We start from the raw sequence: 24,894 nt of genomic DNA, 5'->3' as shown, positions 1-24,894 counted from the left end.
CTCAAAGGATGGGCTTATTCGGCCTTCAACGCGAAGCTGTGGACCCACCCCTTCCGCTTCGGCTTGTTGGCCGTCTCCACCTCGTAGCGCACGCCGGCCTTGCCGAAGTCCTCATACCCGACCACGACCACCGAGACGCCGGGCTTCAGCTCCGCCAAGAGGTCCTCAGCGAGCCACCGATCTGCCTTGCGCGACAGACTGATGGTGTCCGAGAACTCGGATGAAAAGACGAGGGTGGCGCGCGTCCCCTTTGCGAAATACGACCTCTGATTGAAATAGGAATCATCCAGGCTGATCTTCGCCTGCCACTCGGAAAGTGGCACGCCCGGATCGGCTGCGCTCCACTGCCCACCAGGGGCAAACTCACCGATTGCGGCGTCGGCCCCCATGTTCATCCGCTCCGAGCCATACGCAGCCACGCTGACTGCCCCGAGCCTCACGGGCACGCTGTCGTAAGACTTGAGCAGCGCATGTCGGACGTTTGATTCCAGATCCTCCCGAGAAAGCCCACGGGGCACGCGCACCCTCACGAGCAGGCGGGGGACCCCTGCAATGTCAAGGCGATCCATGTTGATGATCTCGTAGCGGGGAGTGAAGTCGGGTTTGACGCCCAGCACCTCCGCAGCCGTGGGCTGCTTCGCCAGTGCCTTCCCCGCCGGTTCGCTGCAGGCCAGAATCAGGACCACACCAGCAACGGGCAGCAATCGGAGAGCGCGCATGCCCGGGAGGCTACTTGCGCCCGGCTTGGCAATTCAACCGCCTCAGACCACCAGGAAGCCGCGCGCAGTGGGTTCATCTAGCAAAGCCTCTGCCTGCCACGGGCAGCCATCCTCTGCCAGAGCCCCCTTCAAGAGCAGCTCACCCCAGCACCGCTCACGGTAGCGCCGAGGCGACATGAGGACTGCGATGGGTGGTTCAGACCTCTTCGAACTTGCCCCCGACGATGCCATTCGCTTCGAGCGCAGCCTTGACCTCTTCGTCGACAATGATGGGGATGTGATAGCCCCAGAGCCGAAAGACGCGGGCGTCACGGACCTTCGACTTATCAATCCGCAGCCCCGAAACGGAACGGTATTCGCCAAGTCGCTCCGGGTCTCCGTCCTCTTCCGTAAAGCGCTGAACCTCTTCACACGCCGCGTCGTCAATACAGCGAACGGTGCGAGCGACGTTCAGTAGGTAGTACGGCTCGCGTTGCCCCTCAACCACGACGGGGAATAGCTGAACGTCATCGGGCGCCATCTCACGGAACACGTAGGCCACACGCGCGCCAACAATCGGCGTTCCTCCAACGGTCGTCTTGTCGAAGTCGAGCGGCCTCCCCGGTCGGGACAATGGGACTCGCAGCAACTCAGGGGGAGCCACTGGCCTTCCTTCGACGAACGCCCAGATATTTGGAACTGTCTGCCCCGCTGGACTGGTGGGTTCAGCGAGATACCAACGACCCGGCACATACACATCGAAGTCGAGGCCGAAGAATCGTCGTTCCATGAATCATACTCCCGGGTCTTTCAGAATGAGCTTCCGCATCTTAGTTCCCGCCGTCGTAAGGTCACGAGCAATTTTGCTCAACTCGTTGACCAACCTACTCCGGCACTGCGCGGTGTCTCTGCATCCCTTCATCGCAATGCTGATTCGGTTCAGCACTTCCTGATGGTACTCGCGCGTGTGAGAGCCCTTGTGGCCTCTGATGCGAACCAGGTTTGCGGTGTCATCCAAACTCAACCCTGCCTGCTTAAAGAAGTCCCTAAAGACAGGAGTCCACGGGCCACCTGTCCTGTCGGATTTATCATTCTTGTCAGTGCAAATATGGTGAATTTCGCCATCAGGGTCGCCCTGAATCCGCCCTCCGACTCCCACGGCAGGGGCAGTGCCTTCGCCTGCGCCCATCGCGACCGCGGCAACCGCTGTCGGTGCGAGCGTCACGTTCAGCACCCCAGCCGACGAAATCGAGATCGCCTGAACCTCCCCGGCCAGGGCGCCCGATAGCTGGAAGCCCCCTTCAAGCTGCGCCCGGGAAGCCGCCTGAGCGAAGCCCGGCATCTTCGGTCCCTGTGACGCCATCGCGCTCTTCCCCCCCAGCGCTGACAGCGCGACGATCACCAGGACGCGGGCCCCGTTGTCCCCCAGCACCTTTCCGAAGCGATGCCCGGCCCGCTCCAGGTCCGCGAAGCCCGCCGCATCCCGGGACTCGTCGAGCAAGCGCAGAAACCCTTGCCCGAGATTCCACACCGGCCCCGTCCCAAGGTAGGCAATCAGCGAGGCCGTCAGGGCAATCGCGATGACCTTCGTAATCGGCTCAGGCGCGACCAGCATCACGAGCGCCACCCCAATCATGCTTGTCACCATCGCTCGCAGCGCGGCAGGGTTCACCATGTCGCGAATCGCGTCCTCGACGCCCGCCCACACCGTGTCGAGCGCGAAGTAGAGCGCGAGCATTCGCCGCTCGGAAGGCCCCAGCGAAAACCCACCGGCAAGCATGCTCAGGCAGCTATGGGGCTCGTCTTGCCGCTGGCAAATGCGCTCGTATGCCGAGGGGACAGACCTGCCTTGTGCGCCGTCAACGAGCCCCTCAGATGATGCGAGTAACGAGCGGCGACCGTCCTCTTCAACCTCCCTGAAGGCGACGTCGAGCCTCATGTCGAGCACGAGCTGCGCGACAGCACGCTTGAACTCGTCTTTGCCTATCTCGACAGGGTCGGACTCAACTGGAGTGAAGGTGATTGGATCTCCGCCCCCAGTGTGCAGATGCACGACACGAGTCGACGCGCACCCGCTCGCAAGCAGCAACAGTGCAGCAATTCCTAAAGCTCGCATGTAGCCCCCGGGTCAGCCCGCCAGCACATCGGCAAGCTAAAGGCCACATACCAGCCAAGTCTGACAATCTCTATGGTCCTACGAGACCATGGAAACCTTGAAGGTCTACTGCATCACCGGCATCTACGTCGTCCAGGACTGGGCAGCATGAAATCACGGCGAGCAGCGCGCCGATGGGCACCGCCGAAGGGCGCAACCGGCGACCGCCAAGCCGCACCCTCCCCACGGGTCCCGAGGCACTTCGGCGGACCCACTTTACCATTCACTGTCGCTTCTGTATGAAGGCGGCCGGGCGGCTGCGGTGAGTACGCAGTTCACGGCGTCGCGAGGTCCCAGACCGACCGCGCCGATTCCACAGCCGCCCACTATCAGTTCGCGAGCCTCGCAACGGCGAACCCGGCCCCAAGCCCGGCAAGCAGGGCCACGACGGCGACCGTGAAGGACACGTCCCCCGCCTGCTGGCGTAACGATTCGTTCTCGGCGCGCAGCCGCGCAATCTCCGACGCGGTTCGAATGCATCGGCTCTCCGACAGCCAGCAGCCGCCCTCAACCTCGACGGCTGCCGTACCTCCATCCGGGAAGAGCTGAGCGCGCTCGACGCTGATAACCTCCGAGCCGGACGCGGGAAGCGCGAGCAGCACAACCAGCGAAAATTAGCACAAACATTAAACACAACCAGCACCACCATAAATCCTTGACCACAAATTCGGACCACACAAAGATGACAGCCTCCCAAAGCCTAGGAGTCACATGCGCCACCCCGCTATTCGTTACGCAACGCTTGGCCTTCTCGCCGCACTGCTGGTCTCAACCGAGGGACTGGCCTCACATAGCCAATCCACCACTATTCAACTATCGCCCGCGCAGGATGCCGCCAGTACTTTAACTATCTGCTCGAGTGTAAAAAGAATCGTACTGGAGCAATCCGGAGCCGAGAGTTCCCAAGTTACCGACGGAGCCTCGCTCGTCGACGACCTGGGAATGGACTGGCTTGACCTAGCTGAGTTCTTCATGGCTCTGGAGAGGGAATTTGACATTTCAATTCCCGATGAACATACAGAGCTCATCAATACCGTCGGAGATGCTTGCAAGTACGTTCTAGGGGCGGTCAGAGGCTAGTCCTCTGACCGGGAGAAGTTTGGTGGGTCGTAGCCGAACCTCTCTCGGGCCTTTGGGACAGTGACCTCCAGCGGATTCGCAGCCGCTGGAGGTTGGCCCATCGCTCCCATGCGTCTGTTTCTTGGTCGAGCTTGTCGAGGGTTGGGATGCGTCGCTTGCCCAGGCAATGACGAGAGAGTAGCGAAATCGCTACCTCCACCTGATTGAGCCAACTGCCGTGCACAGGCGTGAAATGCACCGTGAAACGGCGCCAGAGTCGACGGCCTGCCCGCCTCCCGTATCGTACCTCCAGGGCGCGGCAGGAGTGGGTGCTGAGGTTGTCGAGCACCAGGTGAATGGTTTCTGCGTCCGGGTAGTGACTGGCAATGTCTCGCCGCGCTTCGGCGAATGCCTCGCTCTTTCTGTTGGGCGTGGCCTTCACGAAGTGCCAGCCCGCTTTGGGCGCCACAGCGCAGAAGAGATTGGCGGTGCCACAGCGGAAGTAGGCGTATTCCTGGCGTGCCTCTCGTCCAGGGCAGGCCGGCGAAGCAGGACGTACCCACTCCAGTAGTTGCACGGGCCTCTCATCGAAGCAGACGACGGGCTCAGCCGGGCACAGTGGCCGCGCGTACAACTCCAGAACGTCCTCCCTGTGCTCGATGTACTGGGTGTCCAGTTTGGGCACGCACCACATTTTTTTCCCGCCAAGGCTTCAAGTCATGACGCAGGAGCAGTTCGCGCACGGTCTCCCGCCCAACCTTCGCAACGAAGCCCCTGCGCACCGCCTCCTGGGCAATGAGGCGCACCGTCCAGCGGCCGCGGCCCTCCGGCGGCGGCGCACACACCATGGCGACTACCTCGCTGGCCTGCCTCTCCGTCAGAAGCCGCGCCGCTCCGGGCCGTGGCCTCTCATGCAGCGCTCCCACCAAGCCTTCCTGCTGGTAGCGGCGACGGACGGTGCGCGCCGTGGTTTGCGTGACGCCTACCGCCTCGGCTGCTCCCACTACCGTCCAGCCCTCGGACAGCAACTGCAGCACTCGCGCTCGCCTCAATACTCGCACCGACTCGCGCCCCCGGTGTGTCAGCGCCTCCAGCGCTGCCCTGTCCGCCTGCTTCAGCTTCAGCCCTCGATTTCGAGCGTGCGTCCTCATGACAGGAGAACACGTACGGACCGCTCGTTAATCTCCTCCCGGTCAGAGGACTAGGCGCGCGTAGGCACCAGAGAGCGAGGACACGCTGGCCAGGGCCTCCAGGCAACCGCTCCTCACCGGAACGTCAGTGAGCACCTTGGAGAGCCCCGCGGACACGGCTACCCGCGGGGCGCCTGAGGGGCCATCCCCCGGAACTGGACGACCGCGCGGTCGGTGGCCGCGCACCGCATCCACACCTTCATGCTGAAAAGGGCAGCCGCAGGTGGCGAAGACTGCGCCGGATGACGCTGCCCTGGGTGAGGTACCCCAGCACCCGCCGCATTCCTTCTCACCTCGGGCCGCAGAAGGCGTCCTCTGCGAACGTCTTGTGCAGCAACCCTGCCCCATCCAGCCTCCGGGCGCACTGATGCTTCCGGCACATGGCCCCAGCTGCCGCATCTGAACCGGGTGCCTCCTCCTCGCCCAGCGCCGCCGCTGCGGAGACCAGAAATGGCCGGACTCTCGCCCCCGGGGCAAGCACGCCATGGAAGCGGGTGAGGTTCGTCCTCGGTAGAGGAACCAGGCTGGCCAGCCGACGGAGCAGCTCCAGCCCGGTGAAGAGCAGGTGCGTATCGGCGTGCAGGGAGAATCCCTCCAGGAACGCCGGGCGCGCAGGCGCCCACACGATTCGGCAGGGGCGGAGCGTGTGCTTCAGTGATAGGCCATGCTGCCATGTCCGGCGACTCACCCGTCCCCACCCCCGGCGGCTTGCCCACCCTGCACTTCCCCCCCGAGCTCCCCATCTCGAGCCGGGTGGAGGACATCACCGCGGCGATCACCGCCCATCAGGTGGTCATTGTCGCGGGGGCCACCGGCTCGGGGAAGACGACGCAGCTGCCCAAAGTCCTGCTCGCCATGGGGCGCGGCCGCCCGCGCCAGATTGGCGTCACCCAGCCCCGGCGCATCGCCGCGACGAGCGTGGCGGCGCGCGTGGCACGCGAGCTCGGCACGGAGCTGGGCACGGACGTCGGCTACCAGATTCGCTTCGAGGACCGCTCGTCCCGGCAGACGGCCGTGAAGTTCATGACCGACGGGGTCCTGCTCGCGCAGATTCACAGCGACCCGCTCCTGCGCCGCTACGATACCATCGTGCTCGACGAGGCCCACGAGCGCAGCCTCACCATCGACTTCCTGCTCGGGTGGCTCAAGCGCATCCTCCCCAGGCGCCCCGACCTCAAGGTGGTGGTGAGTTCGGCCACCATCGAGACCGAGCGCTTCTCGCAGTTCTTCGGGGGGGCGCCGGTCATCCAGGTGGAGGGCCGTACCTTTCCGGTGGACGTGCTCTACGAGCCGCCTCCCGAGGACACCGAGCTCGCAGACTCCGTCGCCGATGCGGTGGCGAACGTGCTCTCGCTCGACCCGGACGGGGACGTCCTCGTGTTCCTCCCCGGGGAGCGGGAAATCCGCGAGGCCGAGAATGCCCTGAACGCGCGCGAGCTCCGCGGCACGGTGGTGCAGCCCCTGTATGCGCGCCTGTCGGCCGCCGAGCAGTCGCGCGTCTTCGCCACCATCCCCGAGCGCCGGGTCATCCTCGCCACCAACGTCGCGGAGACGTCGGTCACCATCCCGGGAATCGTGTACGTCGTGGACACGGGTGTGGCGCGCCTGTCGCGCTACGAGCCGCGCTCGGGCACCACGCGCCTGCACATCGAGCCGGTCTCCCAGGCCAGCGCCGACCAGCGCAAGGGGCGCTGCGGCCGCGTGCGCGAGGGAATCTGCGTGCGCCTCTACGACGAGGCGAGCTTCACCACGCGGCCCGCCTTCACCGACCCGGAAATCAAGCGCACCGGGCTCGCGGGGGTCATCCTGCGGATGAAGTCCCTCGGCCTCGGCGACGTCGAGGACTTCCCCTTCCTCGACCCGCCCCAGCCGAGGGCCATCGCCGAGGGCTGGCGGGTGCTCGAGGAGCTCGGGGCCATTGAGGGCAAGGAGCGCACCTTGACGCCGCTCGGGCACCAGCTCGCGCGCTTCCCGGTGGACCCGCGCATCGCGCGGATGATTCTCGCCGGCGCCGAGTACGGGTGCCTGGACGAGGTGCTCATCGTCGCCGCGGCGCTCAACCTGCAGGACCCGCGCGAGCGGCCACGCGAGCTCGCGCAGAAGGCGGACGAGTTGCACCGGCGCTTCCGTGACGAGCACTCGGACTTCATGGGGCTCCTCAAGCTGTGGGCGTTCGTGCGCGAGGCCGAGGGCCGGGGGACGTCCCATCTGCGGCGCGTGTGCCGGGACAACTTCCTGTCCTTCCTGCGGGTGCGCGAGTGGCGGGACGTCCAGCGCCAGCTCGAGGAGACCGTCCGCGAGCTGCGCCTGCCGCGCAAGGGCCGGGGCGCCCCGGCGCGCGGGGACCTCCTGCACCAGGCGCTCCTCACCGGGCTCCTGTCCCGCATCGGCCAGTGGCATCCGGAGCAGCGCCACTTTACGGGCGCGAAGCAGACGCGCTTCATGGTTCACCCCTCGTCGGCGCTCGCGAAAAAGCCCCCTGCCTGGGTGATGGCGTTCGAGCTCGTGGAGACATCCCAGCTGTTCGCGCGCACCGTGGCGAAGCTCGACCCGGAGTGGCTCGCGGCGGCGGCCCCCCACCTGCTCAAGCGCAGCTACTCCGAACCGCACTGGTCGGAGAAGTCCGCGCGCGCCGTCGTGAAGGAGAACGCGACCCTCTTCGGGCTTCCAGTCTTCAAGGAGCGCCCCGTGGCCCTGGCCAGCATGGACCCCGCCCGGGCACGGCTGATGTTCATCGAGCACGCCCTGGTGCGCGGCGAGTACCGCACCCGGGGGGCGTTCCAGGAGAAGAACCGTCAGGTGCTCGAACTCGTGGCGCGCCTGCGGGACAAGGCCCGGCGCAGCGAGCTACTCGACAGCGAGGCGCTGCTGACGTTCTTCGACCAGCGCCTCCCGGCGGACGTGACGGACGGAGCGGGCTTCGAGGTCTGGCGCCGAAAGGCCGAGGCGGCCGACCCCGACGTGCTCGTGCTCTCGATGGAGGACGCCCTCTCGCACGACCCGGACCTGTCCCCGGCGCACTACCCGGACGCCATCACCCTGCACGGCGCGTCCGTGCCGGTGACGTACACCTTCGATCCCGCGGCCGAGGACGACGGCATCACCCTGAGCGTGCCACTGCTGCTGCTCGCCCAGCTGGTCCCGGGTGAGCTCGACTGGACCATCCCCGGGTGGCAGCGGGAGAAATTCACCGCCCTGCTCGAGCAGGTCCCCCGCGCCCAGCGCAAGCAGCTGGGGCCGGTGCCGGCCCTGGTCGACCGTCTCGAGAAGGAACTTGTGCCCTTCCGCGGGCCGATGATTCCAGCGCTCGCACGCGCGGTGTCCCGCCTGTGCGGCGTGGACGTGACGGAGGAGTCCCTCCGGGCGGATGCCGTGGCGCCGTACCTGCGCATCACGCTCCGGGTGCTCGACGAGCGGGGAAAGGAGCTCGCGCGGAGCCGCGACGCCGACGCGCTGCTCAAGCAGCACGGGGGACATGCACGGGCGGCGCTGCGCAGCGCGGCACCGCCTTCGGACTGGGAGCGCAAGGGGCTGACGGCCTGGACCTTCGGCGAGCTGCCCCCCGTGGTCACCCGGCGGGTCGGCGGGATTGAGGTCCGCAGCTACCCCGCGCTCGTCGACCGGGGCGCTGCCGTGGACCTGGTGCTGCTCGAGACATCCTCCGCCGCCGAGGCGGCCACGCGCACGGGGGTCCGCCGGCTCCTGATGCTCGCCGCGCGCGGACACGTGGCCGTCAGCGCCGCGCGCATGCCGCTGCCCTTCCCGTCCCTGGACGGCGCGCCGCCCGCGCGGGGCCAGGCCGACGCCTTCCGGGCGCTCGTCCTGGCACGCAGCGTCGACGATGCGTTCAAGCTCGCACCGGGTGCGCCGCTGCCCCGCACGAAGGCGGCCTTCGAGGCGCTGGTCCGTGAGGGCTCACCGCGCATCGAGCATGCGGCCCGGGACTGGGCGAACGCCGTCGTTGTCACCTCCTCGGAGCTCGCCGCGACGCTCGCTGCACTCAAGGCGGCATCAAAGGGGCCGAGCGGCGCGGCGGCCGTGCGGGACATCCGCTCGCAGCTCGGGCACCTGTTCCCCGCGAACCTCATCGAGTGGATTCCCTTCGTGCGCCTGCTGAACTACCCGCGCTACCTCTGCGCGGCCCAGGCACGGCTGTCGCGTGCGGTGGCGAACCCCGGCAAGGACGCAGGGAAGGCCGCGCCCTTCACCCCCCTGTGGGAGACCTTCCTCGCCAGGCGCGCCACCGTGCGTGACCAGGAGGCGGCGCAGGATCTGCGGTGGACCTTCGAGGAGCTCCGCGTGGCCATCTTCGCTCCGGAGGTGACGACGCCCGTGTCGGTGACGGTGGCGAAGGTCGGCGCGGCCCTCGCGGCGCTGCGCTAGAAGCGGGTGGCGGTGCGTCCGCGACGAGAGCATCGGCGTCCTCAAGGTGCTGCCGCCCGACTGCCCACCGCCGGCCGGGAGTACGGCCCGCGCTCCCCGGTGACTCCGGCCGGAACGAGCCTGTCCGACTCTTCAGGGGGCTACACCACGCGCCCGTCATGTTCAGGAAGTTGATCACCCAGGTGCACAGTCCCCGGAAGACGCCATTTTCCCGTCAGAGAGGCACGTCATGATTCAGGGGCGCATCCGGAGGAGCGATAGGCGCTTTCCGATGCCACCACGGAGCTGTTCATGGATGCCTCCCAGACCCCCGCGAGCCCAGCCACATCCCACCCTTTCGTCCAGAAGCTCCGCAAGCACCGGGAGTACTTCCACCGCACCTTGGAATGTTTCAGGGATGGGGACGCCAGCTTCCGACTGACTCAAGAGAGCATGACCGCCGCGGGCCAAGTGCTGCACGCGGCGGCGGCCATCGAGTACTTCCTCTCGGGTCTGTTCGGCACGTTCGAGGGTTGGTCCACGATGTCGCAGCGCCAGCGGGGCTTCGTCGACATGTCCTGGGCGCAGAGCGCCAACACCAGCCCCCAGGAGCGGAACGACACTCCCGAACTGCAGGAGGCGGGCCGCTCGCTCAAGAAGGCGGCGGAGTTGTTCGACCGGTCGATGGACTCCGCCAGCGCGATGTTCGGCGCCAGGACGATGGAGGAGCTCACGCAGGCGCCCCTGCTCCCCAATCCCCTCTTTCCTCCGTGGTTCACGGCGGCCCAGGTCTTCGAGCTCATGCTCGACCACACGGCACACCACCGGGGCGCGCTGTCGCAGTACGCGCGCGGCCTGGGGCTGGAGCCCAAGATTCCCTACTTCGACATGGCCGAGGCGCTCCACGAGGCCATGCTCCTGTCCGGCCAGGAGTCCAAGGCGGGAGCCCCGGTGGTGGCCAGCCCGTAGACACGGCTGATGGGGCGCGGGGCGCTCAGCGGAGGCGGCCCCTTCAATGCGTGCCCTCCTTGCCATGCGGCGGTGGAACAACGGGGCAAGGGGCGCTCGACCGCGCGAGGGCGCACCGGACTGCTGGAGCCAACGTGCACGGAGTGGTGCCCCTGCTCCTGCAGGACGTCCCTAATTCAGCCTCACTCGCTTTGCCCCCTGCTGGCTTGTGCGACCATCCCTCCCCCTACGTCGAACTCCGCCCCGCCCATCACTGAGTCACCGAAGCCCACAGTGACCCATCTGATGGCCGGACCCTCGCGAAAAATCGCTCCAGCCCCACCGCCGGAGGTCACCTACGCCATCAACCTGGCCTGGGAGGAGACGCTCGAGTGGGCACACGCGAAGGCGCACGAACGGTTGAAGCAGACCTGGGAGCAGGAACACCGGTTCCCGGAGGTCGCGTGGTCCGCGGCCCTCATTGCGGCACGCGCGGGTGACACGAGCACTTCGTACGCCTGGGGAGAGCTCGCGGTGCGCCACACGGACTGACCGACCCGGGCGGCATGCGCAAGGCCAAGGCGCTGGAGCCGGTGCGCAAGCTCCCAGGTTACGACGCGCTGGTGGAGCAGTGCCGAATAAACGCGTGCAAGGCTCGGCTGGAGGGCGGCGTTGGTGAAGGCCGCGGAGGAGGCCGGCACCTCGGCCCTGGTAGTCATGTACCGCGGCAACATCGTGGGCGAGTGGTATTTCGGTGGAGAGAGCCACCTCATCGAGAGCATGTCGGCGACGAAGAGCGTGGTGTCGATGGCCATCGGCATGCTCATCGACGAAGGAAAGATTCCCTCGGTAGACACGCCCGTCTCGACCTGGTTCCCGGAATGGAAAGAGGGACTCAAGGGCCAGGTGACGCTACGACACCTGCTCAGCCACACCTCGGGACTAGCCGCCCAGCGCACGGACATGCGTCTCTACGAAGCAAAGAACTTCGTTCGCTACGCACTCTCCCATTACGAGCAGATGAAGAAGGCGTCCGTGTAATACGCAGTCACCTGCCCCGACTGCGAGATGTACCCCGAGCAGTCGGCGTGCCACGCCCCCGCCCAGTTCACCTTGGCCGCCTCGCGGTAGTAGGTCCGGTGCTGGCCATATCTCGCTCCACCACCGGGCTCCTCCGCGCGCTGCTCCACCGTGCTCATGTCGCCCACGGGAAGCCCGGCCTCCGCCTCCGATTCGGCCGGTCCACCGCAAGCGCTGAGAAGCAGCGCGGAGATTCCAACGACCCAACGAGACAGCGCCATTTGGGGCTCCTTGTCGTGAGACATGTTTCGCAGGTGCAATTGAAACCATATCGAGACAGGGCTGGGCGTGTCCACCCTGCGTGAAGTGAGTTTCCTCCAGGGAACGGAAAGACTACGGAGCGGCAGTTGGAGGCACCGTGGGCGCGAGGGCGCGGTCGCTCAACGCCCACTGGAAGTCGAGCAGCAGCAGACTTTTGAAGAGAGCGTCGCTGGGTTTCAGCGGGGTCAGCAAGCCTGGGTCTCCACTCGAGGAAAGGCCGTCTGGAAGTTCTCGTAGCCCATGTACATCGACGGCGTGGGCGGCGTGGGGTTGTCCCAGACCGGCAGGGCGCCGCACGCGTCACCGGGCACTGGCCAGTCCATGTGATTGAGCACGATGGCGCGTTCCGGGAACGCCGACATCGACGCCATCTGCCCCTGCGGCGGAAGGGACCCGGTGATGACGTCGCCCTCATCGAAGCGCGGGTCTCCTCCCAGGGTGTTGCCGCGAATCCAGTCGAACGCCTCCTGGTTGTAGATGACGCCGGCAATCATGGTGTCGCCGTTGTGCTGGAAGGTGGGGCCGTCCGCGAGTTGGTAGAGCGAACCGGGCGCCCCGGGGCAACCCGATGCGCCACGCCCTGCGCACCGTGTACCCCGCTGCACAGGCCGCCGCCGCGTCCTCCAAGCGCACGACCCAAGGCATCCGCGTTGCAATCCGCAACGCCATGTTCCCACGTCTCATCCCTGCCCTTCTCCTCGTCTTCGTCCCCCTGGCAGTCCAGGCCGACCCCTCTCTCCCCAAGGACGAGCAGTGGCTCACCATCGGGCCTCTCGTCAGCATCGAACGCCTCGTGGACAATCCACACTTCGGTCTGGGCCTGGAGGCCACCTTCAACGCCGTGGACGACATCGGCGCCCTGGGCGTCTTCGGTCAGGGCCAGTGGATGACCGACGGCCATGCCAGGCTTTCCGGCGGCATCCAGGGCACCCTCCTCTTCAGCGGAGTAGAGTTGGGCGTCTTTCACCAGACGGGCACGAAGGACCACCTGCCCACCACCGGCCTCCACATCGCTCCGTACCTGACCTTCATCTACGCCTCCGTGGGCGTCCGCTTCAGCATCCCGCTGAGCGACAAGGGCGGGCACGGCCCGGGAGAGCCCGGCCGTGTCCGGCATGGCTCAGCGGTGGGACTCGTCCTGACGGGGAAGTTGCCCTTCGAGGCGACCAATCACAGTACATACAAGCCATCATGCCCCATGGAACTAACAGGGCATGCGGCGCACATGCCGCGACGCAAGTCTGTCTTGCCCCAGCGGAAACCCCTTAGTCTGACATCCCATGACGTGCGCCACGCCCGGGCCGCAATCATCCATATTCACTGAATTGCCAGATTTGCCAGTTTATGTTTGAATTTAAATCAAGACCAGTGCTAGTAAGAAATTGGCTTCGGCCAACCCCGCACAAACAACACAGGAGTAGTCCATGACGAGGAACGTGAAGCGTTTCCTGGCTGGCTCGCTGCTGTCTCTCACCCCGTCGATCGCTTTCGCCGGGCAGATCGAGCTCGACTTTCCCGACTCCCTCACCCAGCGTGGCGAGTACGTCAGCCTCCGTGAGGGTGCGGTGCAGGTACCCGTGCGGAAGGGCCCCTCGGTGGAGGCCGTCGGCCCTGCCATTGAAGACTTCTTCGTCTTCAACCAGACTGGCGTCGACCTCCACCTGGGCCTCCAGATCCTGACGGGCACGCTCAATGGCATCTGGAACACCCACCCCGTGCCCACCGGCACCTATGGTGGGTTCCAGGTCAGCGCCCCCGCCCCGATGGTTGTCCAGCAGTACTACTACACGGTCGACCCGACGAATCCGGCCGGCTCGAAGACCTGTGTCTGGCGGGTGGAGGTCACTGACGTCGCCGGAGCCTGCAACGCGCAGGTCTTCTTCGGTACCTACGGCGGCGCCGTCTGCACCGTCGACGCGGCCCAGTCGTTCATCGACCCGGTCACGTGTCAGACGCAGATCGTCACCAACATGCAGTGAGTTGAATCTCGTGCCGCCAGGGCTTCTCCGAGAGGCCCTGGTGGTGCGCGCACCGTCATCGACGGTCGGCACGGCTCCAGCGGAACGTCAGCCCGGCATGGCCGGTGGGCGGGCGGCTCCCACCCCTGATGTTCAGAGGAAACTCGAGGCCCCCCTCTGCTCGCACTTCGAAGGAGGGACTCAAGCGAAACCCGACCCCCAGGGAGCCCCCCGGTGAGAGCAGCAGGTTCGATCCATTGAACCGCCCTTGAAAGGCGGTGAGCGGTCCCGCGAAGGCGCCTGTCAGCGATGCGCCACCGGTCAGAGTCCACGCGCGGCTCAGCCGATAGTCGAGCAGGGTCTGCGCTCCGAGCCGGAGGTTGACGGGCTCCGTGTAGTTGTTGGTGACGGGCACGTACCAGATTCCCGCGCTCGGAGCGACGGACCACGTCCACCGGGACTGCTCGATGAGCCGGTGCCGTGTTCCAAGCTCCAGACCCAGTAACGTGAGGCGGCCGCCCCAATCCCAGTTCTTTCCAGCGCCCTTGCGGAAGGTGAGCTCGGGGCTGGGGAGGTACGCCTGCTCCCGCCCATGCTCGAAGGCCAGCGCGTTCAATGAAACGCCGACCTCTGTCGTCCCAACGGGGGTTGTCGCGGCGCCGATGTTCCGAGCACCGCTCAGACAGCCAGGCGCAAGAACGAGTGTCCCGCTCACCCATAGTGCCCGTGTGCCGAATCCCCGCATCATGGGGGCCATGCGAACCGAACCCAAACTGGATGGTGGTCGCTCCCCGAGGGACGCCGGTCAGCGCCGCGCTCCAGCGGAGCGAGCCCCTGGGCGAAGACGAAGTCGAGTGGGAGGCCGCCAATCACGGAGTCCACCGTGTCCCCCACGCCTTTCGAGGCCCATTGGAACTCCCGCTCGGAAAACAGCTTCACCATCTGCCTCAGGCTTCCCGGGTCCGAGGTATTGAAGTCGCCGGCGATGACCTGCACCGGTCCCGTTCCCTCCATCGCGTCGATGATGGTCTCCGCCTGGTCCAGTCGCCCGCCGAGCCCGACGATGGGCGTGGCGTTGTGCACGGAGGCCGTTTGAACCAGGGTCCCACCGATGTCCAACGTCGCGAGGACCGCGATGCGGCGGCGCTGATGGTACGGGTCGTCATGAGGAAGGTGGACTTTCCGGTCCGCGACGATGGGCCACCGGCTCAACAGCGCGTTCCCGAAGTCGTCGTCGTCCACCTGCACGGAGGCAGGGTAGTAGACGTAGGCCAACCCCAGCTCACTTGCGATTCGGTCGACGGACGCAGCGTCCATCTCCTGCATCGCGATGACATCCGCCCCCGCGAGCGGAGGTCTTGAGAGCGCGGTGATGGCCTCGGTGACCTGTTCGGAGAAGGCCAGGTTGAACGTCACCACGGTGATGGAAGCGGGCACCTCGGTGGAGACGGTGCCAGGCCCCCGATGGTCGCCGCTGTACCGGGGGCCGGCCTCATCGGTGTAGTTCTCCGCGAGCGGGCACCCCGTCAGGAACGTGAGAAGGAGAAGCGCCCACGGCGGCGCGATGCGCAGCCGCTGGAGGTAGCCAGGCGGCCAGACGCCTTCTCTGGCGCCAGGCGCCTCCGCCGCGGCGTCGCGTGCATCGTTGCATTTCAAGGACCGGTGCATCGCGCAACTGAACGAAGCAGCGCCCCAGAGATTCCACCCATGGCGGCGTCAACACCGCACCGCTCCCTCAAACGGGCGCAGAGCAACAGAGGGAGTGAACGCCTTGATGGAGCAACCGCCTCATGGCCCAGGCCAACCAGGCGGCCGGATGCGGTGCTTGCACAGATGCGCTCAAGCACCTTCTGAGTGAGCCCAATCCTCGACCTCGCTCGCGGCGGCACGGGCGAGCTTCGCCGCTGCCAAGGGACCCAGCAACCGCCGCTTCCTCAAGGCCAGCATCGTCCAGGGCGCCCTGCCCCTCCTGGCCATCGCGCTCATCGCGGTTCGCCTGGGCGAATGAGGGGCAACGCGCGGGTGTCCAAGACAAACGCACAGAATAAACAAAACGCTTCAAAACCCAAACACCCCTTGTCTAGTGAACACCAAGGCATGACGTCCGGCGCATGCCTCGCCGTGTCTGACCTGAGCGCCTACACTCCTCGCGGACCACGCCGCGCCAGGAGGCTCGCGCCATGCCTTTCACGTCACTGCGTCTTCATGCCCTCGTCCTCGGCATTATCGGGCTGTGTATTGGCTGCTCTGACACGTCGGCGCCGGAGGAACCACCGCCGCCTCCCGAAGAACCCTGGGACGGGACGTACACGCCATTGGTCGAGCCAACGGACTGGGTCGACCGTGGCGAGTACGCGCCCTGCTCCTTCACCGTGCCCCAGGGCACCGCCATTGACTGCGACAATCCCTCCCACTTCGACGTGTCGCAGTGCGACCTCGCGTCACTCGCCAACCTGGACGCGCATGGCATCTACCAGATTGACATGCGCCACGCCGCCGGCTTCCCGGACTTCGCCGGCATTCGGGTTCCCCAGGACGGGAGCACGGGAACGCTGGACGGCCACGCGCTCACGCGCCAGCAATTGAATGGCGAATTCCATATCGCGACACGGTTCACCCAGCGAGGCGTGGAGCGGGACCTCGCCTTCGCGGGCTGCGACGCTCCCCAGCCGGGATTGGTAACAGGCTGCTTCGTCCGCTGCTCCAATGGCAAGGTCTCCTCCTGGGGCACCTTCGAGGCCGCGCGGATGACCTGGGGCCGGAATGAAGCCGAGGCGTCAGGCGGCCTTCGCCTCATCTCGGAGCAGGCCATCTCCATGGGGCGGCCAGTGGATGTCTACGTCCACCGGGAGCACGCCTACGTCGTGGCCATCAACCACGACCGCACCGATGCGCCCGGCGGGCTCACGGTCTTCGATGTCAGCGACCCGAGCAATCCCATCCGAAAGAAGGAAATCTCCCTGCCGGGCGACTCGTACTGGAACGCGGCATGGACGAAGGAGGACGCGCTCTACATCGCCAGCAGGAGCGCGGGCGTCCTGGTCTTCGACATCTCCAACCCCGCGGACCCCATCCTGGTGCGCAACGCACCCGGCGGAGCAACTCTGGACGTCCACACCCTCTTCGTGGACGGCAACCGGCTGTATGCCGTGTCTCCAGGCCCCGCGCCGCACGGCGAGACGCTCATCTTCGACATCTCCACGCCGCTCAACCCCCAACTGCTCAGCCGCTTCCAGGCGTCCAGTACGACGTCCTTGACGCCCTCGGCGCACGACTCCTTCGCCTATCAGGACCGGCTCTACGTCAATCACTTCTTCGCGGGGTACATCGTCTTCGACGTGAAGGACCCGACGAACCCACGGGAGCTGGGCCACTACGCGTTCGACACCGACAACAGCTTCACGACCAGCCACGCGGGCGCGGTGGGCACCTTCGCGGGAAAGACCATCGCCTTCGAGGGAGGCGAATACCAAGGCGCCCACCTGCGCGTCCTGGACGTGACGGACCCCACCGCCATCCCGCTCATCGGCAGGTACCAACTGCGCCCCCAGACCTCCATCCACAACATGATCCTCAAGGGTCAGCGGCTCTACATCGCCTACTACCATGAGGGATTGCGCGTGCTGGACGTCGGCAACCCCACCCAGCCGCGCGAGGTCGCCTACTTCAACACCTTCCGCGAATCAGACCCCGGCCGGACCGACAACCTGCTCGAGGGCGCCATTGGCATCCGCGTCCCTGGAGATGGCCACGTGTACGTGGTGGACACCACCCGCGGCCTGCTCGTCTTCAACGAGCTCTGAACCCGGCAGCACGCATCAGGCGCCCTCACCCACGATGCCGGTGGACGCGAAGCCGGCGCAGCGACTTGAATCCCGGTTCATGACGCGGAGACTCGGAGAGCGGCTGGTGCTGGACGGCGTGCTGACGCCAGAGCTGTTGTCCCGTGCGCTCGCGCATCAGCAGGAGACAGGCCAGAAGCTCGGGGAGTGCCTGGTGCGGCTGGGCGTGGACGAGACGCCGGTGCTGCGGCTGCTGGCCCAGGAGCTCCAGACGCGCTTCGTCTCGACGGAGAAGCTGGCGCAGGCCACGGTGGCGCCCGCGTTGCTCGAAAAGGTGCCGGTGCGGCTCGCGGAGGGCTTCGACTTCATGCCCCTGCGCCTGGCACAGGGCACGCTGTACGTGGCCATTGCCGAGCCCCAGCGACAGCGGGCCCTGGAGGAAATCGTCCGGACGGTGGGCGTCACCCAGGTGTTGCCGTTCGTCGCGGTGCGCAGGTCCATCCGAGCGGCCATCCGCAAGCACTACTATGCGGATGCGCTCGCATTCGAGCACCCACCCGAGGACGACGCGTGCCCTCACTGCGGCGCCCCCACGCAGGTGGGCGACTTCCAGTGCGAGCGCTGTGAGTTGCTGCTCGTGCGTCACGTGGAGGACCTGCCGCCCCGGGACAATGTGTCGTTGGTCCGGGCGCTGCTGACCCAGCCGGAGCGCCGTGGAACCTCGGGCACGCCGCGCGCACCGCAGGCGGAAGCCACACGTGTCGCCTCGTTCCAGCCGCCCACAGGAGGCACCCATGCGCGGCCCTTCATCGTCGGGGGCTTGAGCGTGGCGAACCTGAAGCTCAGCCCCTTCGAGGCGTATGTCCTATCGCTGGTGGACGGACACACGTCGCTGGCGGAGCTGGCGCTCATCACCCAGCTCACGGAAGTGGAGCTGCACGCCCTCTTCGCGTCACTGGAGGAGCGCGGCGTCACGAAGCTGTATGAACTTCCCCCGCCCACTGTGCGAGGCGCAGCCCCTGTCCGAGACGTTGGCACGGCGCAGATGGCCCAGCCCCCCGCCGCACCGGTGACGCAGGCGACGGTGCCTCCTCGTCCCAGGGCGCAGCCAGTCTCCGAGTCCGCCGTGGCCCCGGTGCGTCCGGCACCGCCGCCCAAGCAGGAGGACGCGAACGAGGACGTGCTCCAGCGTGTCATCCGGCTGGAACAGGCGGGTCGGTGGGCCGAGGCCATTGAGCTGCTGGAGCGAGGTATCGGCCTGCTGTCGTCCCCCGCGCCGCTCTACAACCGGCTGGGGATGATTCTCCTGAACCATCAGCGCGACTACGACCGCGCCACGGCGCTGTTCCAGAAGGCGGCGGACCTGGAGCCGGAGAACAGCCTCTACACGATGAACCTCTACTCCGTGATGTGCCTCGTGGCGGAGACCACCAACGCCGGGCAGAAGGCGCGGCGCTGATTTGCGGACGGCGTCTCGCGACCCGGGAGCCCGACGCACGCCGACCCACTGAGAAGACTCACCCCGCATCATGCGGGGCGCGACATGACTGGGAGCGTGACCGGTCCTCGTACCACCAGCGTGCGATGCCACGTCATCGGACTGGGGCCGCGCTCCAGCGCGCCACAGCGGTCCAGCAGCGCCTCCAACGCCACCGGCCCCTCCGTGCGCGCCAGTTGTGCGCCCAGACAGAAGTGGACGCCATGCCCGAAGGGCAGGTTCTACGGGCCCGTCCGCGTCAGGTCGAAGCGGTCACCTTCCGGGTATTGCGACTCGTCATGGCAGGCCGAGCCGATGAGCACCAGCAAGCGCGTTTCTATGGCGAGTGGGACACCGCCCACCAGCGACAGCTGGGTGGACTGCCGGAGCCTCTCGGCACGGAGGATGACACGCCGCTCCAGCACCGAGAGCAGGCCTTGACGCCACTGACGGCCACCATCACTGACTGCGGCGGCATCAGCAGCCCGTTTCCGCACTACACCGACGAAATGATGCTCGGCGATGACATCACGATGACCGCGATGGCTTTCGGCAGATGCACACCGGGAACCGTGGCGCACGTGCGATTCGAGGTCCGCCAGTTCATGGGGGACAGCGTCTCTGACGACATCTATTTCGACTGTCCCTACGTGCCGTAAGCGGTCCAGGCAGTCCAGGCCCTCTCCGTACGGCACGGAAGCGGGGCATCAGCGGCCAGGATGCCGTTGACGCCCCGCCCTTCCCGTCTACTTCTTGGAGCTGCGCAGGTACCGGTAGAACTCGGAGTCGCCGCCCAGGAACAGCGACGTGGAGGCGTCCACGACATCCGGGTAGGCCTCCAGCGTCCGCATGAACTGGTAGAACTCCGGGTCCCGGCCGAAGGCCTCCGCGTAGATTTTCGTCGCCTCGGCGTCCGCCGCGCCGGTGATGTCCTGGGCCTTGCGGTAGGCCGCCGAGCGGATCTCCTTCAAGTCACGCTCACGCTGACCCCGGACCTCCGCCGCGCGGCCCATGCCCTCCGAGCGGGAGCGCTCGGCGATGCGCTTGCGCTCGGAGATCATCCGCTCGAACACCTTTACCTGGACCTCGTCCACGTAGTTGATGCGGCGGATCTGCACGTCGACCAGCTCCACCCCGAACTCCTTGACGATCTCCGCGGCCCGCAGCCGAATCTGGCGAGTGAGCTTGTCCCGGCCCTGGGCGACCTGCTCCAGCGACTCGGCCCGCTCCGATTCGGCGGTGTACTCGTCGTCCTCGAAGGGGCGGTTGGTGGAGCGGACCGCTTCAATCAGCGCGAACGACGCGATGGTGTTGCGCGTCTCACCATCGATGATGTCGTCGAGCCGGGACTGCGCGTTGCGCTCGTCGCGCAGGCGCTGGAAGAAGCGCAGCGGGTCCACGATGCGCCAGCGTCCGAAGGTGTCCACCCAGATGTACTTCTTGTCCTTGGTGGGAATCTGGTTCGGGTCACCGCGCCAGTCCAGCCACCGCTTGTCGAAGCGGTTCACCGTGTCGACAAAGGGCATCTTGAAGTGGAGCCCCGGGTCCACGACGGACGAGCCCTTCGGCTCGCCGAACCGGGTGATGACGGCCTGCTCGTGCTCGCTCAGGGTGTAGGTCGCGGAGAAGCCGACCACGACGACCAGGACGGCCAATACGCCAAGGGGAATGACAAGGCGGCTCATCGGCGGCCCTCCGTCTGGCTCGCGCTCCCGGACACCGCGGGGTCGGTCGCCTGCATGTTCAACAGCGGCGTGAGCCCCTTGACGGACTCATCCAGGACGACCTTCTGCCCGGCGCTCCGGAGCACCTGGCTCACGGTCTCCAGGTACATGCGGCGGCGGGTGACGTCCGGCGCCTTGCGGTACTCCTCGTAGACGCGAGCGAAGCGGTCCGCCTCACCCTTGGCGCGGTTCACACGTTCAATGGCGTAGCCCTCGGCGCTGCGCAGCGCCTCCTCGGCCTCGCCCTTCGCGCGGGGGATGACGCGGTTCAGTTCGGCGTAGGCCTCGTTGATGACGCGCTCCTTCTCCTGGATGGCCTGGTTCACCTCGTTGAAGGACGGCTTCACGGGGTCGGGCGGGTTCACGTCCTGGAGGACCACCTGCTGGATGTCCACGCCCGTCTCGTAGCGGTCCGCCAGGTCCTGGAGCAGCAGCTTGGCCTGGGTGGCCACCGCCTGGCGGCCCGTGGTGAGGACCTCGTTCACCGAGTGGTCTCCCACGACGGCCCGCATCGAGGCCTCGGAGATGTCCCGGAGCATGCTCTCCACGTTCTTCACCTTGAAGAGGTACTGGTACGGGTCCTTGATCTTGTACTGGACGATCCACTCCACCACCGCGACGTTGAGGTCACCGGTGAGCATGAGCGACTCGCGCTTCATGTCCGATGACTCCGCCGCATAGGCTGAGCCCGCGCGCGAGCGGGAGGCCTCCGTGCGGAAACCGAACTCCGCCTTGAGCTGACGCTGCACCGGGACCTTCACGATGCGGTCCACCCAGAAGGGCACCCGGAAATGCGGGCCCGGCTCCACCGTTCCCACGAAGCGCCCCAGCCGGAGGATGACGCCCACTTCGTCCGGCTCCACCTGGGCGTAGCTGGTCATCAGCCCCACCAGCAGGAACAGGCCGAGCACCGCGAACAGGAGGCGGCGCCCCATCCCAGGCCCCAGCTGCCGCCGCAGCTCACGTAGGACGTCTGACGGATCCCGCCCTCGTGGGTCGGAGTTCATGACGCGAGGATTCCATGCCATCCATCCGTCTTCCCCCGTACAGGCTGCTCATGCAAGGGGCTCCACGAGAATTCCAGCCAGCCGGGCACCGTGCGCAGCGCTCACGCGCTTGACCGGTATGGGCACGTCACTTCGATTGACGCTCCACAGCACGGTCATTAGGGAAGCCGCACTTGCCAGGGAGGAATCCGTTGAGTGACCTGACCAACCGACGAATCGTGCTCGCATCCCGGCCCGAAGGCCGGCCCACCCGGGAGAACTTCCGCATCGAGGACGTCTCCGTGCCGGAGCCCGGCGAAGGTGAACTCCTGCTGAAGGTCCAGTACCTGTCGCTGGACCCGTACATGCGAGGCCGGATGAGCACCGCGAAGTCGTACGCCCGTCCTTTGGACCTGGGCGAGGTCATCGTCGGCGGCACCGTCGCCCGCGTCGTCCGCTCCCGGCATCCGGGCTACGCGGAAGGCGACATCGTCCTCTCCTACTCGGGCTGGCAGACCTATTCGCTGTCCAAGGGTGAAGGTCTGCGCAAGCTCGACCCGGCCGCCGCCCCTGTCTCCACCGCGCTGGGCGTGCTCGGCATGCCGGGATTCACCGCCTACTCGGGCCTCTTCACGATTGGACGGCCTCAGCCGGGCGAGACGGTGGTCGTCGCCGCGGCCAGCGGGCCTGTCGGCGCGACGGTGGGGCAGTTGGCCAGGATCAAGGGGGCTCGCGCGGTGGGCATCGCGGGAGGACCGGAGAAGTGCGCGTACGTGCGTGACGAGCTTGGCTTCGACGCTGTCGTGGACCACCGCGCTCCGGACTTCGCCGAGCGTTTGAAGGAAGCCTGCCCCAAGGGCGTGGACGTGTACTTCGAGAACGTGGGCGGCGCGGTCTGGGACGCCGTCTTCCCGCTCCTCAATCCGTTCGCGCGAGTCCCCGTCTGCGGCCTCATCGCCTGGTACAACAGCACGGGCCCCTTCGAGGGACCGAACCGGCTGCCCCTCGTCATGCGCGACGTGCTCTCCAAGAGCCTGACGCTGCGAGGCTTCATCCAGTCGGAGTTCGTCAGCCAGCTTCCGGATTTCTACCGGGAGATGGGCGCGTGGGTTCGCGAGGGACGCGTGCGCTACCGCGAGGACATCGTCAACGGGCTCGACAACGCGCCCGAGGCCTTCTTCGGGCTGCTGGAAGGCCGCAACTTCGGCAAGCTCGTGGTGAAGGTGGACGAAACGGCATGACGACCGACACGGCAACGAAGATGTTGGAGGTGGACGGACAGACGCTCGCCTATCGCGACGTGGGCAGCGCCGGAGAACGGGTGGTCCTCGTGCACAGCGGCGGATTCTCCGGCCGCCAGTGGCGGAAGCTGGGCGACACCCTGGCCACGACCCACCGGGCCGTCATTCCGGACCTGATTGGCTACGGCGGCTCCAGCGAGTGGCCCGCGGGAACGCCCTTCCACTTTCGACAGGACCTGGCGGCGCTGGAGGCCTTGGCGGCGCGACTGGAGCAGCCGGCGCACTTCGTGGGCCACTCCTACGGCGGTTTCCTCGCGATGCAGCTCGCGCTGTCACGTCCCCAGGCGGTGAAGTCGCTGGCCGTCTTCGAGCCGGTGTCTTTCGGCGTGCTCGAACCGGACGACTGGGAAGGGGCGCCCGACCTGCCGTCCACCTTCGAAGGCACCGGCGAGGCCTGGCTGTCCGCGTTCGTGTCGGGATGGAACGGGCCCGGCGCGTGGGACGCGCTCAACGCGGACACGCAGCAGGCCTTCCTCAAGGTGGGCTGGAAGGTCTTCCAGGAGGTCGTCAGCCTCTCGTCGGACAAGACGACGCGTGAGACGTACGCGACGATTGCCGTGCCCACGCTCCTGCTGGGTGGAGAGCGCACGCCCACCTTCGAGCGGCGGGTGCTCGACACGCTGGCCCGGGTGCTGCCTCGCGCGGAGCTGCAAGTGTTCCCAGGCGTGGGCCACATGGGGCCCATTACCCATGCCCGGGATGTGAACGCCGCCATCCTGCGCCACGTCCAGGCCTGGAGCGGACGCGCGTGAAGCGCCGCCTGCGTGCCCGGAGCACCCGGGCACGCAGGGGCGACCTGGCTCAGCTCGGCTTGGCCCGCACCGACTGGACGGCCCGCGTGGCGCCCATCACCAGCAGCACGATGAGGCCACCCGCGATGATGCCGACCACCGCGTCCATCAGCGACGGCACGAGCGCGCCCAGCAGTCCGCCAACGCCTGGCACCGCCGCAGCCGCGGCGCCCGCGTGCCCGATGAAGTGATGCAGGGGCGCGATGCCGTGCGTGAGGATGCCGCCGCCCACCATGAACATGGCGGCCGTGCCCACGATGCCAAGCCCCTTCATCAGGTACGGCGCGGTGGCCAGGATGCCCCGGCCCAGGCTCCGCTTGAACCCGCCCTCCGCCTGCATCAGGTAGAGGCCCGCGTCATCGAGCTTCACGATGCCCGCGACCAGGCCGTACACGCCCACCGTCATGAGGATGGCGATGCCCGTCAGCACCGCGACCTGCATCCCGAAAGACGCGGCGGTGAGCGTTCCGAGCGAGATGACGACGATTTCGGCGGACAAGATGAAGTCGGTGCGGATGGCGCCCTTGATCTTGTCCTTCTCCATGGCGACCAGGTCCACCGACGGGTCCGCCACCGCATTGACGCGCTCCTGCTTCTGCGCCGCCTGCTCCTCCTTGCCGTGCAGGAACTTGTGGGCCACCTTCTCGAAGCCCTCGAAGCACAGGAAGGCGCCACCCAGCATCAGCAGCGGGGTGATGGCCCAGGGCGCCAGCGCGCTGATGGCCAGCGCCGCGGGCACCAGAATCGCCTTGTTGACCATCGAGCCCTTGGCGACAGCCCAGACGACGGGCAGCTCGCGGTCGGCTTTGACGCCGGAGACCTGCTGGGCATTGAGGGCGAGGTCATCCCCGAGCACGCCAGCGGTCTTCCGGGTCGCGACCTTCGTCATCGCCGCGATGTCGTCCAGCAGGCTGGCAATGTCATCAATCAGGGTGAGGAGGCTGCTTCCGGCCACGTGGATCGTCCTGTTGTAGAGGGCACGGGCGCGTCGCGAAGACGTCCCAAACCCTGGATATAGCCTGGATTAAGCGCGTCCACGCGGCTTCGATAGTCACCTCCCCCGGCTTGTCCCCCACCCCGCCGCCATCCTATTTTCCCTGGATTCACCGAACTGGGTCGTGA

Annotated in this window: 26 protein-coding genes; 12 read left to right on the top strand and 14 right to left on the bottom strand. The window is 66.8% G+C overall.

Going from position 1 to position 24,894, the window contains the following annotated elements; all coding sequences use genetic code 11:
- Window positions 1-14: 14 nt before the first annotated feature.
- The 4 genes from OZ403_RS16260 to OZ403_RS16245 all read right to left on the bottom strand — a co-directional run bounded on the left by OZ403_RS16260 (window position 15) and on the right by OZ403_RS16245 (window position 3,461).
- On the bottom strand, window positions 15-719 hold the full coding sequence (locus OZ403_RS16260) for a hypothetical protein (RefSeq protein ID WP_140798276.1): 705 nt from the start codon (window positions 717-719) through the stop codon (window positions 15-17).
- A gap of 196 nt (window positions 720-915) precedes the next feature.
- Window positions 916-1,488: an imm11 family protein gene (locus tag OZ403_RS16255; RefSeq protein WP_174259279.1), complete on the bottom strand. Its 573-nt coding sequence runs from the start codon at window positions 1,486-1,488 to the stop codon at window positions 916-918.
- 3 nt (window positions 1,489-1,491) lie between these two features.
- Entirely contained in the window at window positions 1,492-2,814 is a 1,323-nt protein-coding gene (locus OZ403_RS16250; protein ID WP_268784566.1) for an AHH domain-containing protein, read from the bottom strand.
- Window positions 2,815-3,182: 368 nt separating this feature from the next.
- Window positions 3,183-3,461, bottom strand: a complete 279-nt coding sequence (locus OZ403_RS16245) for a hypothetical protein (RefSeq protein WP_140790939.1) — start codon at window positions 3,459-3,461, stop codon at window positions 3,183-3,185.
- A 103-nt stretch (window positions 3,462-3,564) separates the two neighbouring features.
- Here OZ403_RS16245 and acpP point away from each other — a divergent pair, with 103 nt between their 5' ends.
- The gene (gene acpP / locus OZ403_RS39470) at window positions 3,565-3,933 is read left to right on the top strand and encodes an acyl carrier protein (protein ID WP_140790937.1); all 369 of its coding nucleotides are present in this window, start codon (window positions 3,565-3,567) and stop codon (window positions 3,931-3,933) included.
- Here the strand turns inward: acpP and OZ403_RS39730 are convergent.
- Complete coding sequence (locus OZ403_RS39730; RefSeq protein ID WP_140798274.1) at window positions 3,923-4,606, bottom strand: IS630 family transposase; 684 nt, start codon at window positions 4,604-4,606, stop codon at window positions 3,923-3,925. The two genes, acpP and OZ403_RS39730, sit on opposite strands and share 11 nt — an antisense overlap.
- Complete coding sequence (locus tag OZ403_RS39725; RefSeq protein WP_140874824.1) at window positions 4,518-5,063, bottom strand: helix-turn-helix domain-containing protein; 546 nt, start codon at window positions 5,061-5,063, stop codon at window positions 4,518-4,520. The genes OZ403_RS39730 and OZ403_RS39725 overlap by 89 nt, the downstream gene beginning before the upstream one ends.
- Before the next feature lie 711 nt (window positions 5,064-5,774).
- On the opposite strand from OZ403_RS39725, the gene hrpA reads away from it, so the two are divergent.
- From hrpA to OZ403_RS16215, 4 genes are all read left to right on the top strand, one after another.
- On the top strand, window positions 5,775-9,485 hold the full coding sequence (gene hrpA / locus OZ403_RS16230; RefSeq protein WP_268784565.1) for an ATP-dependent RNA helicase HrpA: 3,711 nt from the start codon (window positions 5,775-5,777) through the stop codon (window positions 9,483-9,485).
- A 291-nt stretch (window positions 9,486-9,776) separates the two neighbouring features.
- Window positions 9,777-10,433, top strand: coding sequence for a DinB family protein (locus OZ403_RS16225; protein ID WP_140790926.1), 657 nt, complete (start codon window positions 9,777-9,779; stop codon window positions 10,431-10,433).
- A 285-nt stretch (window positions 10,434-10,718) separates the two neighbouring features.
- Window positions 10,719-10,964 carry a hypothetical protein gene (locus OZ403_RS16220; protein WP_174260046.1) on the top strand — a complete coding sequence of 82 codons (246 nt, stop codon included), beginning with the start codon at window positions 10,719-10,721 and terminating at the stop codon, window positions 10,962-10,964.
- A gap of 123 nt (window positions 10,965-11,087) precedes the next feature.
- Window positions 11,088-11,453: a serine hydrolase domain-containing protein gene (locus OZ403_RS16215; protein WP_268784564.1), complete on the top strand. Its 366-nt coding sequence runs from the start codon at window positions 11,088-11,090 to the stop codon at window positions 11,451-11,453.
- Here OZ403_RS16215 and OZ403_RS16210 read toward each other — a convergent pair.
- Window positions 11,423-11,713 carry a hypothetical protein gene (locus tag OZ403_RS16210; protein ID WP_140790924.1) on the bottom strand — a complete coding sequence of 97 codons (291 nt, stop codon included), beginning with the start codon at window positions 11,711-11,713 and terminating at the stop codon, window positions 11,423-11,425. The genes OZ403_RS16215 and OZ403_RS16210 overlap by 31 nt on opposite strands.
- A 225-nt stretch (window positions 11,714-11,938) precedes the next feature.
- Window positions 11,939-12,247, bottom strand: coding sequence for a hypothetical protein (locus OZ403_RS16205; RefSeq protein ID WP_140790922.1), 309 nt, complete (start codon window positions 12,245-12,247; stop codon window positions 11,939-11,941).
- A 74-nt stretch (window positions 12,248-12,321) separates the two neighbouring features.
- Between OZ403_RS16205 and OZ403_RS16200 the strand changes: the two genes are divergently transcribed.
- Together OZ403_RS16200 and OZ403_RS16195 are read left to right on the top strand one after the other, a co-directional pair.
- Window positions 12,322-13,077 carry a hypothetical protein gene (locus OZ403_RS16200; protein WP_237081892.1) on the top strand — a complete coding sequence of 252 codons (756 nt, stop codon included), beginning with the start codon at window positions 12,322-12,324 and terminating at the stop codon, window positions 13,075-13,077.
- A 100-nt stretch (window positions 13,078-13,177) separates the two neighbouring features.
- Complete coding sequence (locus tag OZ403_RS16195) at window positions 13,178-13,732, top strand: hypothetical protein (RefSeq protein ID WP_140790920.1); 555 nt, start codon at window positions 13,178-13,180, stop codon at window positions 13,730-13,732.
- A 55-nt stretch (window positions 13,733-13,787) separates the two neighbouring features.
- Here the strand turns inward: OZ403_RS16195 and OZ403_RS16190 are convergent, their stop codons facing one another.
- The gene (locus OZ403_RS16190) at window positions 13,788-14,327 is read right to left on the bottom strand and encodes a hypothetical protein (RefSeq protein WP_237078324.1); all 540 of its coding nucleotides are present in this window, start codon (window positions 14,325-14,327) and stop codon (window positions 13,788-13,790) included.
- Between the two features lie 128 nt (window positions 14,328-14,455).
- On the bottom strand, window positions 14,456-15,367 hold the full coding sequence (locus OZ403_RS16185) for an endonuclease/exonuclease/phosphatase family protein (RefSeq protein WP_268784563.1): 912 nt from the start codon (window positions 15,365-15,367) through the stop codon (window positions 14,456-14,458).
- A 524-nt stretch (window positions 15,368-15,891) separates the two neighbouring features.
- Between OZ403_RS16185 and OZ403_RS16180 the strand changes: the two genes are divergently transcribed.
- A complete protein-coding gene (locus tag OZ403_RS16180) occupies window positions 15,892-17,514 on the top strand; it encodes an LVIVD repeat-containing protein (protein ID WP_140874814.1) in 1,623 nt (540 codons plus the stop codon).
- A 79-nt stretch (window positions 17,515-17,593) separates the two neighbouring features.
- A complete protein-coding gene (locus tag OZ403_RS16175; RefSeq protein WP_268784562.1) occupies window positions 17,594-18,952 on the top strand; it encodes a general secretion pathway protein GspE in 1,359 nt (452 codons plus the stop codon).
- A gap of 68 nt (window positions 18,953-19,020) precedes the next feature.
- Here the strand turns inward: OZ403_RS16175 and OZ403_RS39720 are convergent, their stop codons facing one another.
- Window positions 19,021-19,167: a hypothetical protein gene (locus tag OZ403_RS39720; RefSeq protein WP_442929813.1), complete on the bottom strand. Its 147-nt coding sequence runs from the start codon at window positions 19,165-19,167 to the stop codon at window positions 19,021-19,023.
- 27 nt (window positions 19,168-19,194) lie between these two features.
- Here OZ403_RS39720 and OZ403_RS16170 point away from each other — a divergent pair, with 27 nt between their 5' ends.
- Window positions 19,195-19,629 (top strand): hypothetical protein, encoded by a 435-nt coding sequence (locus OZ403_RS16170; protein WP_268784561.1) that lies wholly within the window; start codon window positions 19,195-19,197, stop codon window positions 19,627-19,629.
- 87 nt (window positions 19,630-19,716) lie between these two features.
- Here OZ403_RS16170 and hflC read toward each other — a convergent pair whose 3' ends face one another.
- Window positions 19,717-20,655 carry a protease modulator HflC gene (gene hflC / locus OZ403_RS16165; RefSeq protein ID WP_140790908.1) on the bottom strand — a complete coding sequence of 313 codons (939 nt, stop codon included), beginning with the start codon at window positions 20,653-20,655 and terminating at the stop codon, window positions 19,717-19,719.
- Window positions 20,652-21,629 carry an FtsH protease activity modulator HflK gene (hflK, locus tag OZ403_RS16160; RefSeq protein ID WP_237080373.1) on the bottom strand — a complete coding sequence of 326 codons (978 nt, stop codon included), beginning with the start codon at window positions 21,627-21,629 and terminating at the stop codon, window positions 20,652-20,654. Before hflK ends, hflC begins: the two co-directional genes overlap by 4 nt.
- 245 nt (window positions 21,630-21,874) lie before the next feature.
- Between hflK and OZ403_RS16155 the strand changes: the two genes are divergently transcribed.
- Together OZ403_RS16155 and OZ403_RS16150 are read left to right on the top strand one after the other, a co-directional pair.
- A complete protein-coding gene (locus OZ403_RS16155) occupies window positions 21,875-22,921 on the top strand; it encodes an NADP-dependent oxidoreductase (RefSeq protein ID WP_140790905.1) in 1,047 nt (348 codons plus the stop codon).
- Window positions 22,918-23,733: an alpha/beta fold hydrolase gene (locus OZ403_RS16150; RefSeq protein WP_268784560.1), complete on the top strand. Its 816-nt coding sequence runs from the start codon at window positions 22,918-22,920 to the stop codon at window positions 23,731-23,733. Before OZ403_RS16155 ends, OZ403_RS16150 begins: the two co-directional genes overlap by 4 nt.
- Window positions 23,734-23,782: 49 nt before the next feature.
- On the opposite strand, the gene OZ403_RS16145 is transcribed toward OZ403_RS16150, so the two are convergent.
- On the bottom strand, window positions 23,783-24,727 hold the full coding sequence (locus OZ403_RS16145) for a DUF808 domain-containing protein (RefSeq protein ID WP_140790901.1): 945 nt from the start codon (window positions 24,725-24,727) through the stop codon (window positions 23,783-23,785).
- Window positions 24,728-24,894 lie beyond the last annotated feature (167 nt).

Source organism: Myxococcus sp. NMCA1 (assembly GCF_026810205.1).
GTDB classification, from domain to species: domain Bacteria; phylum Myxococcota; class Myxococcia; order Myxococcales; family Myxococcaceae; genus Myxococcus; species Myxococcus xanthus_A.
Note: the sequence above shows the minus strand (reverse complement) of the source record. Positions and strands in the feature narration are given on the sequence as shown.